We start from the raw sequence: 17433 nt of genomic DNA, 5'->3' as shown, positions 1-17433 counted from the left end.
GTCAGCTCAGCCGCAGCGTGGGCGTCGCCAGCAGCCCCGAGCGGACGGCCGCGTCGGCCTGGTCGAGGTCCTGCAACACGAACCGGCACCCGTAGCGGCGCGCGACGGCGGCCACCGCCTCGCCGAGGTGGGTGTCGTCGGCCAGCGCGTGGGCCGAGGTGCTGGACACGACCAGCGTCAGCTCGTTGACCCCCGCGCGCAGGGCCGGCGCGATGTCGAGGCGGAACGGCGGGGCCCACAGGACGCCGCAGTCAGTGCCGTTGACCCGCACCTGCACCACCGCGCCGACCGGGGGCTCGACCGCGGCGCGGAACGACGGCAGCCCCGAGTCGCCGGCGAAGGCCCCGTCGCTGGGGGCCGACGAGCCGAAGTCCAGCTCGGCGCGCGCGGGCGCCGCGTCCAGCGCGACGGTCGCCGTGTAGGTCACGCTGCCGCAGAAGCGGGCGAGCTCGGGGTCGTCCTCCCACACGTGCGGCAGGGTGACCGGACGTTCCCGCGCGGCGGGGCCGTGGACGCCGGCGCGCAGCGTCCAGTCGGCCAGGGTGAGCCGCGTGGCGGGCGCCGAGGAGCCCACCAGCACCGCCGCCTCGTAGGGGGCCAGCGCGAGGTCGGCGAACGGGGTCTCCCACGTCGCGCTGACCCGACCGGTGTGGGCGTCCCAGCGTTCCAGCCCGGGCGCGGCGTCCCGGGGCCGGACGCGGACGCGGCGCTCGCGGGGGGCCGTGTTGGCGACGAACCACACGTCGACGCCGTCGATCCGGCGGTGCACGGCGCCGACGTCCCCCTCGCCGCCCTCGATGCCCACGTCGGGATCGCCCACCAGGTCCGGATCCGCGACCACCTCGGCGGCGCGCAGCACCCGGCTGCCGACGGCGGCCTGCTCGGCGAGCCACGACTCGGCCCGGGCGTCGGTGGTGCCGGCCACGACGATGACCGGGCGGGGGCGGGGGGCGGCGTCCAGCACGGCGTCGTCGACGAGCACGTAGTCGTGCCCCGCGGTGCGCAGGGCGGCGGTCAGCGCGACGCCGACGTGGCGGCGGACGGCGCGAAAGAGATCCAGCTCCGGGGCGAGCTGGGCGTACACGTCGTGCCCGGGCACGAACAGCGTCACCTCGCGCACGGGCTCGCCCTGGCGCAGCAGCCACCCCAGCCGCGCGAGGTAGCGCCACAGCGCGGGCGCGGCGGGCCACCAGGCGTTGCGGTCGTCGAGGGCGCCGGAGGCGTAGAAGATCCAGCCCAGGCCGGGGGCGTCCGCGGGGGAGTGCGGCCAGCCGTGGCCGACGACGTGGTTGACGCCGGCCAGCAGGTGCTCGTGGGCCTCGCCGGCCAGATCGAGCGGGGTGGCGCGGAACGACGGGCTGTTCACCCACGTCCACGCCTCGGCGGACACCACCGGCGTGCCGCGTTCGTGGGCCGCCGAGCTGGCCCATTTCGCCGACGTCAGCTCCCGCCAGCCCCAGCCCTCGCCCTCGATCATCGCGACGTCGCGGTAGCTGGAGACCGACGCCGGTGGCACCCCGTAGCCCTGCAGCCGGAACGCGACGCCGCGATCATCGGCCCAGGCGCACACCACGTCGACGAAGTGCTCCTCGTACAGCTCGGTGAGGGTGCGGTGGACGTCGGCACGGAACGAGTCGCTGCCGGGGGTGTCCACCACCAGCTCGGCCAGCCGGGGCACCAACGCATAGCCCCGCCGGGCGGCGAACTCGGCCGGCAGCGCGGGCGTCCAGTTCGCGTCGTAGACCTCGAGGCTGTCGCAGAACACCGCGCCCAGCAGGCTCGCATCGACGGCGTCGAGCAGCACGTCGCCCACGGCGCGCAGGTGGGTGCGGACGGCCTCGGCGTCGTAGTGGTCGAGCACCGGACCCTCCGCACCGGCCGCGGCGCGCTTGACGTTCTGGCCGGTCCGCCGGGTGGTGGCGAGCAGGAGCTGGCGCGGGCCGGGGGTGTCGGGCACGTCGAGGTGGCCGTCGACCACCGGCAGGTGGACGGGCTCGGCCGGCCCCTCGAGCGGGGTCAGGTAACCGCCGACGACGACGTCACCGGGAAAGGTGGGGGAGACGGGGACGCGGTGGGCGCCGGGCGGCAGCAGGCGGCGCTCCCACACCAGCGTGCGGGCGGCGAGGTCGTCGGTGACGTGGGGGCCGCCGAAGGACCAGCCGCTGCCCAGCGTGAGATCCATGCGCAGCCCCAGCGCGGCCCCGAAGCGGACGGCATGGTCGAGCGCGGCCAGGAAGCGGGGGGAGAGGAAGGGTGCCTCCTCCTCGAGCACCCGCATCGGGTACACGAAGGCGATCTCGGCGCCGCCCAGGCCGGCCTCGGCCATCGCGGTCAGGTCGCGCTCGACCCCCTCGGTGGTGATGTCGGGCCCGAACCACCACCAGCGCATCATCGGTGCTGCGGCGCGCGGCGGGTCGGCGAACCCCGCGCGCAGGGCGGCGAGGCCGGGCGATTCAGGCGTCAGGGGTGCCACCTCGCCCAGCTTAGGAGGCGGCTACTCTCGCGGGGTGAGGATCGCCACCTGGAACGTGAACTCGGCCAAACAGCGCGCGCCGCGGCTGCTGGCGTGGCTGGAGCAGCGGCGTCCGGACGTGGTCTGCCTGCAGGAGACCAAGCTCACCGACGCCGCGTTCGCCGACCTCTTCGCGGCCGAACTGGACGCGCTGGGCTACGCGTTCGCCAGCCACGGGCAGGGGCAGTGGAACGGCGTGGCGCTGCTCTCGCGGGTGGGGCTGGACGCCGTGGAGCGCGGCTTCGCAGACCAGCCCGACTTCGCCACCGCAGAGGCCCGTGCGATCAGCGCGACGTGCGGCGGCGTCCGCGTGCACAGCCTCTATGTGCCGAACGGACGCGAGCCGGACTCCGACCACTACCGCTACAAGCTCGCCTGGCTGGCGGCGCTGCGGGACGCCGTGGCCGCCGGACCGGCCGACGTGGCGCTCTGCGGCGACCTCAACATCGCGCCCACCGACGCCGACGTCTTCGACCCGGCCGCCTTCGTGGGCCACACCCACGTGACGCCGCCGGAGCGGGCGGCCCTCGGCGCGCTCCTCGACCTCGGGCTGACCGACGTCGTGCGGGAGCGCTGGCCCGACGAGCGCGTGTTCTCCTACTGGGACTACCGCGCCGGCATGTTCCACAAGAACCGCGGCATGCGGATCGACCTGGTGCTCGCGTCGGCAGGGGTGGCCGGACGCGTCGCGGCGGCCTGGATCGACCGGGAGGCCCGCAAGGGCACCGGCCCGAGCGACCACGCGCCCGTGATGGTGGATCTCGACGACGCCCCCGACGGCGACCTCGGCCCGATGGTGCCGCCGCCGTCGGCGCGCTGAGGCGTCCGGCTCAGATGTCGAAGCCGGCCTCGCCGGCGTGCAGGGCGTCGGCGATGGCCCGGATCTCGGCCGGCCCCACCCGGCAGCAGCCGCCGACCAGGCGGGCGCCGGCGTCCACCCACCCCCGCACGAGGGCCGGGTCGAAGGCGGACGCCCCCACCCAGGCGCGGGCGGTGGCGTCCCACTGCTGCCCGGAGTTCGGGTAGGCGACGCCCGGACGGACGGCGACGGCCTGCTCGACGACGCCCAGCACCTCGCCGGGCGCGGAGCAGTTGACGCCCACGGCCAGCACGTGGGGCGCATCGGCGGCCAGGGCGAACGCCTCGGCCACGGACTCCCCGGAGCGCAGCCGGCCGTTCGCGACCGTCACGGACAGCCAAGCCGGGATGCCGAGCTGTGCGGTCTCAGCGAGGACGGCCTCCACCTCGGCCAGGCAGGGCAGGGTCTCCAGGGCGAGGACGTCGGGCTCGGCGTCGGCCAGCACGGCCAGCCGCGGGCGGTGGAAGTCGCGGAGCTCGGTGACCGTCAGCCCGTAGTCGCCGCGGTACTCCGAGCCGTCGGCGAGCACGGCGCCGTAGGGCCCGACGGACGCCGCCACCCAGCCACCGCGCTGCGCCTCGTCGCGCGCCGTGCGGGCGAGCTTCACCGAGCGCCGCAGCATGCGGTTGGCCTCGGTGCGGTCGAGCCCCAGCGCGGCGAACCCGTCGTGGGACGCCTGGTAGGACGCCGCCGTCGCCACCTGCGCGCCGGCCTCGAAGTAGGCGGCGTGGGCGGCGACGATCGCGCCGGGGTCGTCGATGAGCAGCCGGGCCGACCACAGCGCCGAGCCGAGGTCGTGGCCCCGGGCCTCCAACAGGGTGGCCAGCCCGCCGTCGAGGATGACGGGGCCGTCGGCGAGGGCGCGGGAGAGCGGTCCGTGGGTCATGACGCCACGGTATCGGCCGCGAACGTGGCCTCCACGGCGACGGCGCCCTCGATGTCGTTGACCACCAGCGGGCTCGGGCCGTCGGGCGCACCGAGGCTGGCGGGCATCGGCGCATACGCGAAAAAGCCGGGCGTGTGGTCGGGGCGCGGGTCGCGGAACGACACCGGCCGCACCGCGCCGGCGCCGGCGGCCTCGGCGATCACCGTGGCCCGCCGGCGCGCGTCGGCGACCGCCGCGGCGAGGGCGGCGTCCTCCAACTCCGCGCGGGTGGCGTCGCTGAGTTCCCAGTCGACGCCGTTGAGCTGGCAGGCGTCGCGCAGGGCCCACGCCGACACGAAGGCGGCCAGGGCGGGCAGGTCGGCGAACCGGGCGCGCACAGTCACCGACGCGGAGTGCCGCGGCGCGAGCGGCGCGCCGTCGGGGTCGTACCGGCGCCACGACGAGGTGGTCATCGCTCCGACGGTGTGCCAGGTGACCGGGCCGCCCGGGCCGGCCAGCCCGGCGAGTTCCTCGGCCAGCTCGCGGGCCAACGCCGACACGGTGTCGGCGGCCTCGCGGGCGGCGGGGGCCTCCGCGACCAGGCCGAGGGACACCAGCCCGGTCTCGGGCGGGACGCGATAGCTGTGGCGCCCGGTGACGGTGATCTCCATCAGTCGGTCACCTGGCTCTGCGGCGCCCGGTAGCGCAGGTCCGCGTAGTCGGGGTGCTGGTCCAGCCACGCCGTCACGAACGAGCACGTCGACAGCACGGGCATGCCCTGGCTGCGGACGTGGTCGAGCGTCGCCTGCACGAGGCGGCCGCCGATGCCCTGGCCCTCCCACTCCGGGTCCACGTGGGTGTGGGTGAAGACGATCAGCTCGGCGGTCTCCTGGTAGGCGGCCCAGCCGATCACCTTGCGCCCTGAGCGCATCTCGAAGCGCTCTCGCTCCTCGTTGTCGACGACCTCAAGCTCCATGCCCGCCAGCGTAGCCACGCCCGACCTGCCAGACTGCCCGCATGGCTCTGCCCGCGTCGCTCGAGGGTCGCCTCCGCCTGCCGGTGGTGGCGGCGCCCATGTTCCTCGTCTCCGGCCCCGACCTCGTCGTGGCGTGCTGCCGCGCGGGCGTCCTGGGTAGCTTCCCGGCGCTCAACCAGCGCACGACGGCCGGCCTGGACGACTGGCTCACGCAGATCGAGGACGCCCAGGGCCCGAACGACGCCCCCCACGGCGTCAACCTCGTGGTGCACTCCTCGAACCGGCGCCTGGCCGACGACCTGGCCGTGATCGCCGCCCACCGGGTGCCGGTGGTGTTCACCTCGCTCGGGGCGGCCACGGAGGTGGTCGCGGCGGTGCACGCCTACGGCGGGGTGGTGTTCCACGACGTCACGAACGCCCGCCACGCGGCCAAGGCGGCGGACGCCGGCGTCGACGGCCTGGTGTGCGTCGCGGCCGGGGCCGGGGGGCACGCCGGCGCGGTCAACCCGTTCGCGCTGCTCGCCGAGGTGCGGCGCCACTTCTCCGGCACGCTGCTGCTCGCCGGCGGCCTCAGCACCGGCGCCGACGTGCTGGCCGCCCGCGCGATGGGTGCCGACCTGGCCCACCTCGGCACCCGCTTCATCGCCACCACCGAGTCGATGGCGTCCGACGCCTACCGGCAGATGCTCGTCGCGGCCGGCGCCGAGGACGTGGTGCTGACCCCCGGGGTCAGCACCGTGCCGGCGAACTTCCTGCGCGCGAGCCTCGTCGCGGCCGGTCTCGATCCGGACGCCCTGCCCACCCCCGAGCGCCCCGACCTCACCCACCTGACCGACCCCACCCCCGACGACGCCAAGGCGTGGCGCGACATCTGGTCGGCCGGGCAGGGCGTGGCGGGCATCGACGACGTGCCGAGCGTCGCCGAGCTCGTCACTCGGCTGGAGCGCGAGTACGACGCCGCGCTGGCGCGGCTGGCGTCCGGCTGAGGGCGCTCAGGCGTCCAACAGGTGGCGTTCGAGAGCGGCCTGGTCGGCGTCGGTCCAGCCCAACGGGGTGAGCGCGGCGCGGACGCTGCCGTGGGTGCGCGTCAGGTGGTCGAGGATCGCGAGCATCGGCTCGGGGGTGGGGCGGACGGCGTCCGGGTCGATGCGGCCGCCTGCCTCGGCCTCGTAGGTCGGGTCCTTCCACAGGTTCGCGATGACGTCGACGATGGCGTCCGCGGTGCGCGCGTAGTCGGCGGCGATGACGTCGTCGGCGACCCCGACCAGGGCGAGGGCCAGGGCGACCGTGAAGCCCGTCCGGTCGCGCCCGACGGCGCAGTGCACGAGCGCCGCGCCCTCGGCGCCGGCGATCGCGCGCAGGGCGGCGATCACCGAGTCCGGGCGCATGGCGAGGAACATGAGGTAACCGTCGGCGTGCTCGTTGCCGGTGACCGGCGTCACCTTCAGCTCGTTGTCGACCCAGGGCAACGCCTGGTCGAGCACGTCGGCGTCGTCGTCGGCCGCGGTGGGGAAGTAGCTGAGGTGGTGGTAGGCCACCCCCGCGCGCTCGGCGAACGGGGAGGGGGAGCCGTTCACCTCGAAGTCCGTCCGCAGGTCGATGACGTCGCTCAGACCCTGCTCGACCAGCGCGTCCAGCGCGGCCGGCGTGAGCAGCGTCTGGTTCTCCGAGCGCCACAGCCGCCCCGGTTGCACCGTCGCTCCGGTGCCGGTGGGCATGCCGCCCAGGTCACGCAGGTTCAGCAGGCCGTCGACGCGCAGGGTCATGGCTCCAGCCTAGGCTGAGCTGCCCCGTGCGAGCGCGTTGCCCGTTAGCCTTGGAGCGCCCAGCACCCACGAGGAGGACGCGTGAAGCCCACCCTGCCCGTCATCGACGACGTCTCGACCGTTCCCGTGGGGGACATGCCGGGCGACAAGGTGCACATCACCGAGGGGCACGTGCGCGGGGCGCAGGCGATCTTCCCGGTGTTGTGGGACCAGCTGACCCCGCTGCTCGCCGACGGTGGCAAGGCGGTCGTGGCCGTCCACGGCGGGTCGGGCGTCGGCAAGTCCGAGACCGGCTCGCTGCTGGCGCACTACCTCAACCACAACGGCGTCGGCGCCTACATCCTCTCCGGCGACAACTACCCGCGCCGCGTCCCGGCGGCCAACGACGCCGAGCGGCTGCGCCAGTTCCGCAACGGCGCCGTGCAGGGGCTCGTGAAGTCCGGGCAGTACGACCCGCAGGTGCGCCAGGAGCTGGCGGACCTGCAGGCGGCCGATCTGGACGCCGACGCCGGCCAGGTGGCCGAGCACCCGTGGCTCGCGGCCTACCTCGACGCCGGACGCCGCACGCTCGCGGCGTACCTCGGCAGCAAGCGCGAGATCGACTTCGACGAGATCAACGGCATCCTCGCCGCGTTCAAGGCCGGCGAGCCGGTGCTGACGCTCAAGCGCATGGGCCGCGAAGAGGGCGACCTCTGGTACGACCTGGTCGACGTCTCCGACGTCCGCGTGCTCGTCGTGGAGTGGACGCACGGCAACAACGAGCTCGTCGAGGGCGTGGACATCCCGATCCTGCTCAACAGCACCCCGGAGGAGACGCTCGCCCACCGCCGCTCGCGCGCCCGGGACGGGGCGGTCGACAGCCCGTTCACCTCGCTGGTGCTCGCGCTGGAGCAGGCCAAGCTGCACGCGCAGTCCTCCCGCGCCCGGATCATCCTCGCCAAGTCGGGCGAGCTCATCGACCACGCCGCCTACCTGCGCCGCATGGGCCACGCCGGCCCGGACGCCGGCCCCATGCTGAACGCCTACCCCGACAGCCTCGGCGGCACGCTGGCCGATCTGGTCGACTTCCTCCGCGCGCCGGCCCTCAACGGCGTGTTCAGCTCGGCCTACCTGTTGCCGAGCGTGTTCAACACCGACCTCGACCGGGGCTTCTCGGTGATCAGCTACGACCTGAGCGACGTGTACGCCACCCCGGCGGACCTCGCCGCGCTGTCGGAGCTCGGCATCGACCTGAAGTTCGACTTCATCCTCAACCACGCCTCGGTGTTGTCGCCGCAGTTCCAGGACATCCTGGCCCACGGCGAGGCGTCCGCGTACGCCGATTTCTTCATCGACTGGAACAAGTTCTGGGCCGGCCACGGCACGATGACCGAGGAGGGCTACATCCAGCCCGATCCCGAGCTCATCAAGAACATGTTCTTCCGCAAGCCGGGGCTGCCGATCCTGATGGTCCGGCTGCCTGACGGCACGGAAAAGCCCTACTGGAACACGTTCTACCAGCACGTCTCCTACCCGCGTCTCGACGCCCAGGACCTCATGGCCGCCGCCGGCCTGCAGTACGGGGCGGCCCTGTTGGCCGCGGCCCGCGTCAACGCGGCCCTCGACGCGGGTGGGCGGCCGGCGTCCGCAGATTTCACCGGTCTCGCCGACGCGCAGACCGCGATCGTGGCCGCCTACGAGTCCCGACGCCGCTATCTCGGGCAGATGGACCTGAACATCCGCTCGGAGAAGGTGTGGGACTTCTACGCCGACACCCTCGCCCGCCTGGCCGGGTACGGCGCGACGATCGTGCGGTTGGACGCCTTCGCCTACGCCCCCAAGGAGCCGGGGGAGAAGAACTTCCTCAACGACCCGGGCACCTGGGAGCTGCTGGACCGCGTGAAGGGGCTCGCCGACCGTCACGGGGTTTCGCTGCTGCCCGAAATCCACTCCCGCTACGAGGAGCGCATCCACGAGACCCTCGCCGAGAAGGGGTTCATGACCTATGACTTCTTCCTGCCCGGCCTGTTGATCGACGCCTTCGACCGGCGCGACACCACCGTGCTGCGCCGCTGGATCGGCGAGATGACCGACCGGGGCATCGTCACGGTGAACATGCTCGGCTGCCATGACGGCATCCCGCTGCTCGATCTCAAGGGGCTGTTGAGCGACGAGCGGATCGAGGCGGTCATCGAGACGGTCAAAGGCCGCGGCGGCCGCGTCAAGGATCTGCACGGCGCCAAGAACATCTACTACCAGGTCAACGCGACCTATTACTCAGCCCTCGGCGCCGACGACGCCCGCATGGTGTTGGCCCGCGCCATCCAGCTGTTCATGCCCGGCAAGCCGCAGGTCTGGTACCTCGACCTGTTCGCCGGTGAGAACGACACCGCGGCGGTCGAGGCACTCGGCCAGGACGCCCACAAGGAGATCAACCGGACCAACCTCTCCTACGCCGACATCGTGGACGGCCTCGGCAAGCCGGTCGTGCGCGACCAGCTCGCCCTGTTGCGGTTCCGCAACACCAGCCCGGCGTTCGGCTTCGACGCGACCTGCTCGGTGGCCGACACCGACCCCGACAAGCTCTCGATCACCTGGACCCGGGCGGGCCACACGGCGGTGTTGGACGCCGACCTGACCACCTGCGCGTTCACCGTCCGCGCCACGGACGCCGACGGCGCCGAGACGTTCAGCCACACGCAGGCTTGAGACGACCGGTCAGTCGTCTGCGTCCGGCCAGCGACGGTTCGCGAGATCGGCGATCAGGGCCACGTTGAGCATGTCGACCGCGCGGCTCAGCGCTGCGGAGTCGATGCCCTGGGCCGAGGCCAGGTGCGGCTTGGTGGGCGGCCCGGTCGGCTGTTCGGCCACCCGGGAGGCGACGTCGTGCAGGCGGGCCGTGAGGGCGTCCGACAGCATGGCGCGGCGCTTGCCGCGCTCGGAGAGCTCGACCGCGTAGCCCTCGTGGGCGTCGATCACCGACGGATCCTCCGATTCGAGCATGACGCTGGTGGAGCGCATCAGCTGCAGGCCGCGCTCCAGGTCGCCGTCGCCGAAATCGGTGACCGCGGCCCGGAGGAGGTCGTTCTCGCCGCGCCCGACCTGCTCGGCGAGCAGGAACAGGTGGGCGGCCAGCAGCCGCTCCTTGCTGCGCTCGTGGAACTCGCGGGGGGTGAGCAGCGTCATCTCCCGGTCGGTGGCCGACAGGGCGGTCGAGTCGAGCATCTCCCGGCCCGTGCGCTCGGGTGAGGAGAAGGAGTCGCGCAGCGGAATCGACCGGACCAGCAGGGTCGCCACCAGCGCCACCGCGGCCAGCCCGGGCAGCAACAGGTACACGCTGTGCATGGCGTCCGCCAGCGAGCGGTGCAGCACGTCGACGACGGCCGGGTGCAGGCCGGCGAGCTGGCTGGGGTTGAGCACGGCGTTCGGGTCGATGCCGCCGGCCGGCAGGTTGGCCTGCGCCTCGGGCGTCATGTGGGTGCCGAGGCCGGCGAGGAGCTGCTGGGTCATCATCGTGCCCGCGATCGCGGTGGCCAGCGTGTTGCCGATGTTGCGGAAGAACTGCAGGGACGCCGTCGCGGGGCCGAGGTCGCGGCGCTGCACCGCGTTCTGGACCGCGAGCGTGTAGATCTGGAACGACATGCCGATACCGACGCCGAAGACCGTGGTGATGGCCGTGAGCTCGAGTTGGCTGGAGCCGGCGTCCAGCAACAGCAGCAGCCCGCTGGCGACCACCACAACCGACGTGCCGGCCACCGCGAACACCTTGTAGCGGCCGGTGCGGCTGGTGAGGATGCCGATGACGACGCCGAGGCCGAAGACCGCCAGGTTCATCGGCATGAGGATGAGACCGGACGCCGTGGCCGACACCCCGAGCACGCCCTGGGCGTACACCGGGGTGTAGATGAGCAGCACGATCAGCACCATGTTGAGGAAGAACGACGCCACGACCGACCACGTGAAGATGGAGTTGCCGAACAGGTGCATCGGCACGATCGGCTCCGCCGCGCGGCGCTCGATGAGCACGAACCCGGCCAGCAGGGCGATGCCCGCCGCGAGCAGGCCCAGGACGAGGGGGCTCGCCCAGCCCAGCGTGCCGCCCAGCGTGATGCCGAGCAGGGCGGAGGTGACGCCGAGGGTCATCGTCGTGATGCCCGCGTGGTCGACGGTGCGGGGGATCGACAGCTCCGGCACGTGCATGAACCGGATGATCATGACGAGCGCCAGCAGGCCCACCGGCAGGTTGACTTAGAAGAGCCACCGCCACGACGAGGCGTCCGTGATCGCACCGCCGATCAGCGGGCCGGCGACCTGGGCGGCGCCCATCATGGCGCCCATGTAGCCCTGGTACTTCCCGCGCTGCCGGGGCGGGATGATGTCGCCGAGGATGGTCTGCGACAGGGGCATCAGGACGCCCATGCCCACGCCCTGCACCGCACGGCTGAACACCAGGAACCAGAAGTTCATCGCCAGCCCCGAGAGCACCGAACCGCCCATGAACACCAGCAGGCCGAGGATGTAGAACCGCCGGCGTCCGAACATGTCGGCGAGCTTGCCGCTGATCGGGGTGATGATGGCGCTCACGAGCATGACGATCGTGGAGAGCCAGGCGTAGTACGGCAGACCACCGAGGTCGGCAACGATGCGCGGGATGGCGGGCCCGATGATCGTCTGGCTGATAGACGACGTGAACATGCCGATCATCAGGCCGAAGTAGATCCAGCGGACGCGGGCGAAATCGAACTCCGCCGGAGGAGGGGCTTGGGACACGTCGGGTCAGGCTACTCCCGGGCGGGGTGCCGACGCGGCCCCCGGCCGTCAGTTGCCGCGGGCCTCCCGCGTCGCCTTGTCGTTGGCCTTCTGCAGGGCCTCGACGAGCTCGGCCTTCGTCATGGTGGAGCGGCCCCTGACGTCCAGCCGCTTGGCGAGGTCGAGGACATGCTCCTTCGTGGCGTTGGCGTCCACGCCGCCGGCGGTGGTCGCGCCGCTGTCGGACGGGCCCGGCTCGTCCTTGGACTCCCAGTGGTCCCCGACCTTCTCGTGGGTGTGTTTCAACGACGCGAACGCGGTGCGCTGGGCGCGCTCCTCGTCGCCGTCGTAGGACTCCATCGCCGAGTCGTAGGTGTGGGCGTAGGTGCGCTGCGCCTTCTCCCCGGACCGCTCCAGGGTGGAGGGCAGCTCGGACTTCTTGGCGCTGCCGTCGCGGTTGGTCTTGGGCATCAGGCCTCCTCACGGGTCGGGACCCACGCTAGCGTGAGGTGCCATGACTGATGTTCCGCTCTCCGCCGGCAATGCTTCCTTCGTGATCGACCTCGCGCCGGACGACCCGCTGCTCGACGGCACGGCCCGCTTCGCGTTCACCAAGACGTGGGAGGGCGCCCTGACGGGTACCGGGCGCGGCGTGATGCTGTCAGCGGGTGACCCGGCGCTGGGCGAGGCGGGTTACGTCGCCCTCGAGGCCGTGACCGGCGAGGTCGAGGGTCGCCTGGGGACCTTCGTGCTGCAGCAGCTGGGCACGATGACCGACGGCGCGTCGACGTTGACCTACACGGTGGTGCCCGGTTCGGGCACCGGCGAGCTGGCCGGCCTGTCGGGGTCGATCGAGATCCTGGTGGCCGAGGACGTCCACCAGGTGCAGTTCGACTACGCCTTCCCCATCGGGGGCAGCGCCGGAATCCCGGCGGTGTGACCGCAGCGCGCATCGCCGCCGGACGCCGTCACAGTGTCGGCCTGCTGGCCGACGGCACGCTGGTCGCGGCCGGGATGGCCGACCTTGCCGGCGTTGCACGGGCGCCGGAGTGCGCCGTCGGTGATTGGCGCGACGTGGTGGCCGTCGCGGCGGGCAACGTCCACGCGGCCGCCAACACGGGTCGGTCGCACACGGTGGGCCTGCGTCGGGACGGGACGGTGCTCGCCACCGGCTGGAACGGCGACGGGCAGTGTGACGTCGCCGGTTGGACCGGCGTGGTCGCCGTGGCCGCCGGCTGGCGACGCACGCTCGCGGTGGTGGGTGCGGGTGGGGCGTGGCATGAGGGCGCGGTGCTGGCGGCGGGGCGGACTCGGGAGGGCGCGTGCGACGTGGGCACGTGGCGGGAGATCACGAGCGTCGCGGCGGGGGACTGGCACTCCGTCGGGCTGCGCGCGGACGGCACGGTCGTGGCCATGGGGGTCAATCGCCGAGGCCAATGCGAGGTCGGTGGGTGGCGCGGTGTCCGTCGGGTCGCGGCCGGGTGGCTGCACACGGTCGCCGTCACCGCAGCAGGACGGGTGTTGGCCGCCGGCGACCCGGGCGCAGGCTTGACCGAAGCGGCCGGCTGGCGCGACCTGGTCGACGTTGCGGCGGGCAGCCACCACATTGTGGGGGTGGACGCCCGGGGCCGGGTCTGGGCCGCCGGTGACAACCGTCGCGGCCAGTGCGAGGTCGGTTCGTGGCACGACGTGGTCGCCGTCGCTGCGGGGGCCGAGCACAGCTTGGGTTTACGGGCCGACGGAACCGTCCTCGCCGCGGGCAGCAACAACCACGGTCAGTGCGACACCAAAGCATGGGAGCTGGGCGCCCACGACGGGGCGCTGCAGCGAGCGGGTGAGGGGCGCGTGATCAGGCCGTGAGGGCCAGGGTGTCCTCGCGTGGGTCGTGCCACTCGGGTGGGTCGGGCTCGGTCTGCCACGCGGGCGGCTCGGCGTGCCACCAGGCGTGTTCGGGGGGCGGTGGGCGTCGGACCCGCGTGGAGCCGTCCGCGGTGACCAGGTACTGGTAACCCGCCGGCGACTCCCAGCAGAAGACGCCCTCGACGGGCTGCGCGAGGCGCCAGCCACCGTGCGTGCGGGCCCGGTGCGTGAACGACGACAGCGGGCCGAGATTGTCGGGCCGGGTCTGCCCGTGGCCGGCGGGGAGGCCGGCGACGAAGGGGATGGTGTGGTCCTGCTGGCAGGACCGGGCGCGCCGCGTCCCCCACGGGAACACGTCCACCGGGTTGCGCACCTCGACCCACCGGCGCATCCGCTCGGGCACTTCGTAGGCGTCCGAGGCGCCGATGGTGTTCGGGTCGAGCACCGGGCGCACCGTCACGGCGCTGCCGGACAGCAGCCCGCCCAGTTGCTCGGCGAGCACCACCCCCCACCCCTCGACCGTCGCCACACCGGACGCCGGGTCGACCAGCGCGGCGGCGTCCAGGTGCACGACCAACGCGCGCGGCCGCGGCTGGGTGCCCCCGAGCAGGCGGGCGAACGCCGCCCGCCCGCACCCGCAGGCGTCCGCAGCAGCGGGGCTGCCGGTGGTCGGGCTCTCGGCTGGGGGCACGGTGCGGGCCTGACCCGCGGCGTCCACGCTGAACAGGGTGCCCTCGGGGGTTGCCGGGGCGACCGTCAGGAGGGCGCTCTCGTCCACGGGAGGAAGCGGCTCCTGCCCCAGGGCATGGCGGGCGAGCATGCCGAGCGAGGCGGCCCGCCGGATGCCGGCGTCGATCGCCGTGGGGAGTTGGCCGGCCAGCTGGGTGAGGGCATCATCCAGCGCGATGCCGTCGCGGGCGTCGAGGCGGCCGTGGAGGCCGGTCGCCCCGTCGACGATGGGGTCGACGGTCACACCGCGCCACCGGGCGGTCTGCTCAGCGCGCTCGCGCGCGAGGGCCGGATCGGCGGCAAGGATCCAACCGGGCAGCTGGGACAGGAGGCGCCCGAGCGGCTGCAGCGCCGCTGCGATCGCGCACTGGCGGTCGACGAACGCGCACGCGGCGCCGCTGAGGCCCGCGTCGACACAGGCGTCCACGATCACCAGGGCGTCGCGCGGATCCACCAGATCCTGCATCGTCAGCTCCCACAGCCGCGGGTGACGGTGGCGCAGGTTGAGGGCCCGCCCGAGCCGCCGCTTCGCCGACGCCGGGCTGATGCCGAGCAGGGCACCGACCTCGGCCGCCAGGAACTCACCGACCAGCGGCGTCCCGTCACCGCCGAGAGAAACCAGCCGCTCGGCGCCGTCGACGATCACGGTCGCGTCCACGGCGTGGAGATCGCAGGCCCGAGCGAGGCAGATCAGCTCGGCCACGCGAGCCGAGCGCTGGGCCTGGTGCGCGTGGTCGAGCGCGGCCAAGTTGTCCGCGGCCTCCCTGCTCACCAGATTCGATCTCATGTACGAATACTACCATGCGGATGCGGTGGGAGGAAGGGAGGGCGGAGACGAAAAGTGGACACACTTTCGCGGCCCGGCCCGGCCCGGCCCGGCCCGGCCCGGCCAGGATCAGCGCCGGCGCAGACCTGCGCGGGTGTTGAACCGACGCGCGGCCCGGGAGCCGAGCACGGTGAGCGCGGCCACGACGGGCGAGTTCAGGCGCCGCGCGGCGACATGGCCCTCCACGGTCTCCGACGAGCTGCCGCGGGGCAGCAACAGCGACGCGATGCCCATCGCGCGGGTGGTCAGGCCCGGCACGAGGCCGCGCACGCGGACGCCGATCTGGGCCAGCGGGGTCAAGATCACCATGGGGCGGCCGGCGAGCACGGCCGACACGATCCGGCGGGCCGCGCGCTCGGCGCCCATGGACAGGCCGGGCAGCGAGGCGGACGGTGCGAACCACGCGTATTCCGCGGCCGCGTCCCCCGAGAAGAGTGCGCGCTCGTGGGAGCCCGTGCGCATCAGGCCGGGCACGATCGTCGTCGCGGTGACGCCGGTGCCGGTCAGCTCGGCGGCCAGGCCGTCGCTGAAGCCGACCGCGCCGAACTTGGCGGTCGCGTACGGCAGCAGGTGCGGCGGGGAGACCATGCCGCCCACGGACGTCACGGTGCCGATCCGGCCGCTGCGCCGGCTCCGCATCGAGGGCAACACGGCGGTGGCCACGTGGATCGGCCCCCACAGCATGGTGTCGATCGCGTGGGCGAAGTGGTCGAGCGTCATCGCCTCGGCCGGCCCCACCTGGATGATGCCGGCGACGGTGATGGCCACCTCGACCGGCCCGGCCTCGGCCTCGATGCCCGCCACGAGGGCGGCGACGGCGTCCGCGTCCCGCACGTCGCAGACGCGCGTGGCCACCGATCCGTGGGAGGCCAGCAGCTGTTGGGCGGACGCCAGCTCCTCGGCGTCCCGGGCGGCGATGAACACCTGGTGGTCACGGTCGAGCAGTTCGCGGGCGATGAGCAGCCCGAGGCCGCGCGACGCCCCGACCACCAGGGCGATGGGTTGCGAGGTCACAGCGCCACGGTACGGCCCGCACCGCCGCACCGTTCCACCCCGAGGGGTGGAAGCTCACCCCGCGGGGTGTGGGCCGGGCGGCGGCCACGCCGTAGGTTCGGTTCATGCGTGCACTCACATGGCAGGGGATCGAGGACGTCAGCGTCGAGACCGTCCCGGACCCGACGATCGAGCAGCCCACCGACGCGATCGTCCGCGTCACGTCCACCGCCATCTGCGGCTCCGACCTCCACCTCTACAAGGTGCTGGCCCCCTACCTGAAGCCCGGCGACATCCTGGGTCACGAGTTCATGGGTGTCGTCGAGGAGGTCGGCTCGGACGCCGCCGGCTCGCTCGCGGTGGGTGACCGGGTGGTCGTGCCGTTCAACATCTCGTGCGGTACATGCTGGATGTGCACGCACGGCTACTTCGCCCAGTGCGAGACCACCCAGAACCGCGACCAGAACCGCGGCGCGAGCCTGTTCGGGTACACCAGCATGTACGGCGCGGTGCCGGGCGGCCAGGCCGAGTACGTGCGCGTCCCGTTCGCCGACTTCGGGCCCGTCAAGCTGCCCGCCGAGGGGCCCGACGAGCGCTACCTCTACCTCTCCGACATCCTGCCCACCGCCTGGCAGGGCGTCGAGTTCGCCGACGTCCCCGCCGGCGGCACCCTGCTCGTCCTCGGTGCCGGCCCGGTGGGTCTGCTGGCAGTGTCCTCGGCGATCCACCGCGGAGTGGGCCGGGTCTTCTGCGCCGACCTCGTGCCCGAGCGCCTCGCCGCCGCCGAGGCCCGCGGCGCGGAGATCATCGACCTCACCACCGTCGACAACCTCGGCGACGCCATCCGCGGCCTCACCGGTGGCCGGGGCGTTGACGGGGCGCTCGACGCCGTGGGCATGGAGGCGCACGGCAACCCGGTCGCCGAGAAGATCATCGGTGCGGCGTCCCGCCTGCCCAAGCCGCTGGCGCGCAAGGCCGTCGACAGCGTCGGCATCGACCGGCTGGACGCCCTCCACTCGGCCTTCGACGCCGTGCGGCGCGGCGGCACCGTCTCGGTCAGCGGCGTGTACGGCGGCGCGGCCGACCCCATGCCGCTGGGCGACATGTTCGACAAGGGGCTCACCATCCGCATGGGGCAGTGCCATGTGAAGCGGTGGACCGACGACCTCCTCGCCCTCGTCGCGTCCGACGACGACGTGCTGGGCGTCGAGTCGCTGGCCACCCACCGCGTCGGCCTGGAGGAGGCGCCCGCGATGTACCGCACCTTCCAGCGCAAGGAGGATGACTGCATCAAGGTGGTCCTCACCCCCTGACCCCCG

Annotated in this window: 16 protein-coding genes; 6 read left to right on the top strand and 10 right to left on the bottom strand. The window is 73.3% G+C overall.

Annotation, left to right across the window (positions count from 1 at the left end):
* Position 1 precedes the first annotated feature (1 nt).
* Complete coding sequence (locus PCC79_RS15045; RefSeq protein WP_342372311.1) at positions 2 to 2473, bottom strand: glycosyl hydrolase; 2472 nt, start codon at positions 2471 to 2473, stop codon at positions 2 to 4.
* A 34-nt stretch (positions 2474 to 2507) separates the two neighbouring features.
* Between PCC79_RS15045 and PCC79_RS15040 the strand changes: the two genes are divergently transcribed.
* On the top strand, positions 2508 to 3332 hold the full coding sequence (locus PCC79_RS15040; RefSeq protein ID WP_232547265.1) for an exodeoxyribonuclease III: 825 nt from the start codon (positions 2508 to 2510) through the stop codon (positions 3330 to 3332).
* Between the two features lie 10 nt (positions 3333 to 3342).
* On the opposite strand, the gene mmuM is transcribed toward PCC79_RS15040, so the two are convergent.
* Genes mmuM through PCC79_RS15025 form a run of 3 tightly spaced genes read right to left on the bottom strand, consistent with a single transcriptional unit; the run spans position 3343 to position 5212 of the window.
* Positions 3343 to 4257: a homocysteine S-methyltransferase gene (gene mmuM, locus PCC79_RS15035; RefSeq protein ID WP_232547266.1), complete on the bottom strand. Its 915-nt coding sequence runs from the start codon at positions 4255 to 4257 to the stop codon at positions 3343 to 3345.
* Complete coding sequence (locus PCC79_RS15030; protein WP_342372310.1) at positions 4254 to 4907, bottom strand: SIMPL domain-containing protein; 654 nt, start codon at positions 4905 to 4907, stop codon at positions 4254 to 4256. The genes mmuM and PCC79_RS15030 overlap by 4 nt, the downstream gene beginning before the upstream one ends.
* The gene (locus PCC79_RS15025; protein WP_232547268.1) at positions 4907 to 5212 is read right to left on the bottom strand and encodes a GNAT family N-acetyltransferase; all 306 of its coding nucleotides are present in this window, start codon (positions 5210 to 5212) and stop codon (positions 4907 to 4909) included. The genes PCC79_RS15030 and PCC79_RS15025 overlap by 1 nt, the downstream gene beginning before the upstream one ends.
* Before the next feature lie 41 nt (positions 5213 to 5253).
* Between PCC79_RS15025 and PCC79_RS15020 the strand changes: the two genes are divergently transcribed.
* Entirely contained in the window at positions 5254 to 6198 is a 945-nt protein-coding gene (locus PCC79_RS15020; protein ID WP_342372309.1) for a nitronate monooxygenase family protein, read from the top strand.
* 6 nt (positions 6199 to 6204) lie between these two features.
* Here PCC79_RS15020 and PCC79_RS15015 read toward each other — a convergent pair whose 3' ends face one another.
* Positions 6205 to 6978, bottom strand: a complete 774-nt coding sequence (locus PCC79_RS15015) for a tyrosine-protein phosphatase (protein WP_342372308.1) — start codon at positions 6976 to 6978, stop codon at positions 6205 to 6207.
* 81 nt (positions 6979 to 7059) lie between these two features.
* Here PCC79_RS15015 and PCC79_RS15010 point away from each other — a divergent pair, with 81 nt between their 5' ends.
* The gene (locus PCC79_RS15010; RefSeq protein ID WP_342372307.1) at positions 7060 to 9666 is read left to right on the top strand and encodes a sucrose phosphorylase; all 2607 of its coding nucleotides are present in this window, start codon (positions 7060 to 7062) and stop codon (positions 9664 to 9666) included.
* 9 nt (positions 9667 to 9675) lie between these two features.
* Here the strand turns inward: PCC79_RS15010 and PCC79_RS15005 are convergent, their stop codons facing one another.
* From PCC79_RS15005 to PCC79_RS14995, 3 genes are read right to left on the bottom strand one after another with little or no spacing between them, the layout of a single operon-like run.
* Positions 9676 to 11193 (bottom strand): MFS transporter, encoded by a 1518-nt coding sequence (locus PCC79_RS15005; RefSeq protein ID WP_342372306.1) that lies wholly within the window; start codon positions 11191 to 11193, stop codon positions 9676 to 9678.
* A gap of 12 nt (positions 11194 to 11205) precedes the next feature.
* Positions 11206 to 11727, bottom strand: a complete 522-nt coding sequence (locus tag PCC79_RS15000; protein WP_342372305.1) for an MFS transporter — start codon at positions 11725 to 11727, stop codon at positions 11206 to 11208.
* A 48-nt stretch (positions 11728 to 11775) separates the two neighbouring features.
* On the bottom strand, positions 11776 to 12177 hold the full coding sequence (locus tag PCC79_RS14995) for a ChaB family protein (RefSeq protein ID WP_342372304.1): 402 nt from the start codon (positions 12175 to 12177) through the stop codon (positions 11776 to 11778).
* 43 nt (positions 12178 to 12220) lie between these two features.
* Here PCC79_RS14995 and PCC79_RS14990 point away from each other — a divergent pair, with 43 nt between their 5' ends.
* A complete protein-coding gene (locus PCC79_RS14990; RefSeq protein ID WP_342372303.1) occupies positions 12221 to 12646 on the top strand; it encodes a DUF3224 domain-containing protein in 426 nt (141 codons plus the stop codon).
* Positions 12643 to 13566 (top strand): chromosome condensation regulator, encoded by a 924-nt coding sequence (locus PCC79_RS14985; RefSeq protein ID WP_342372302.1) that lies wholly within the window; start codon positions 12643 to 12645, stop codon positions 13564 to 13566. Before PCC79_RS14990 ends, PCC79_RS14985 begins: the two co-directional genes overlap by 4 nt.
* Here PCC79_RS14985 and PCC79_RS14980 read toward each other — a convergent pair.
* Together PCC79_RS14980 and PCC79_RS14975 are read right to left on the bottom strand one after the other, a co-directional pair.
* Complete coding sequence (locus PCC79_RS14980; protein WP_342372301.1) at positions 13556 to 15082, bottom strand: DUF222 domain-containing protein; 1527 nt, start codon at positions 15080 to 15082, stop codon at positions 13556 to 13558. The genes PCC79_RS14985 and PCC79_RS14980 overlap by 11 nt on opposite strands.
* Positions 15083 to 15190: 108 nt before the next feature.
* Entirely contained in the window at positions 15191 to 16135 is a 945-nt protein-coding gene (locus tag PCC79_RS14975; RefSeq protein WP_342372300.1) for an SDR family NAD(P)-dependent oxidoreductase, read from the bottom strand.
* 104 nt (positions 16136 to 16239) lie between these two features.
* On the opposite strand from PCC79_RS14975, the gene PCC79_RS14970 reads away from it, so the two are divergent.
* Positions 16240 to 17427, top strand: a complete 1188-nt coding sequence (locus PCC79_RS14970; protein ID WP_342372299.1) for a zinc-dependent alcohol dehydrogenase — start codon at positions 16240 to 16242, stop codon at positions 17425 to 17427.
* Positions 17428 to 17433: the final 6 nt, after the last annotated feature.

This window comes from Propioniciclava soli (assembly GCF_038502305.1).
Lineage (GTDB): Bacteria > Actinomycetota > Actinomycetes > Propionibacteriales > Propionibacteriaceae > Propioniciclava > Propioniciclava soli.
The sequence above is the reverse complement of the archived record's forward strand: the minus strand, read 5'-3'. Positions and strand labels throughout refer to the sequence as shown.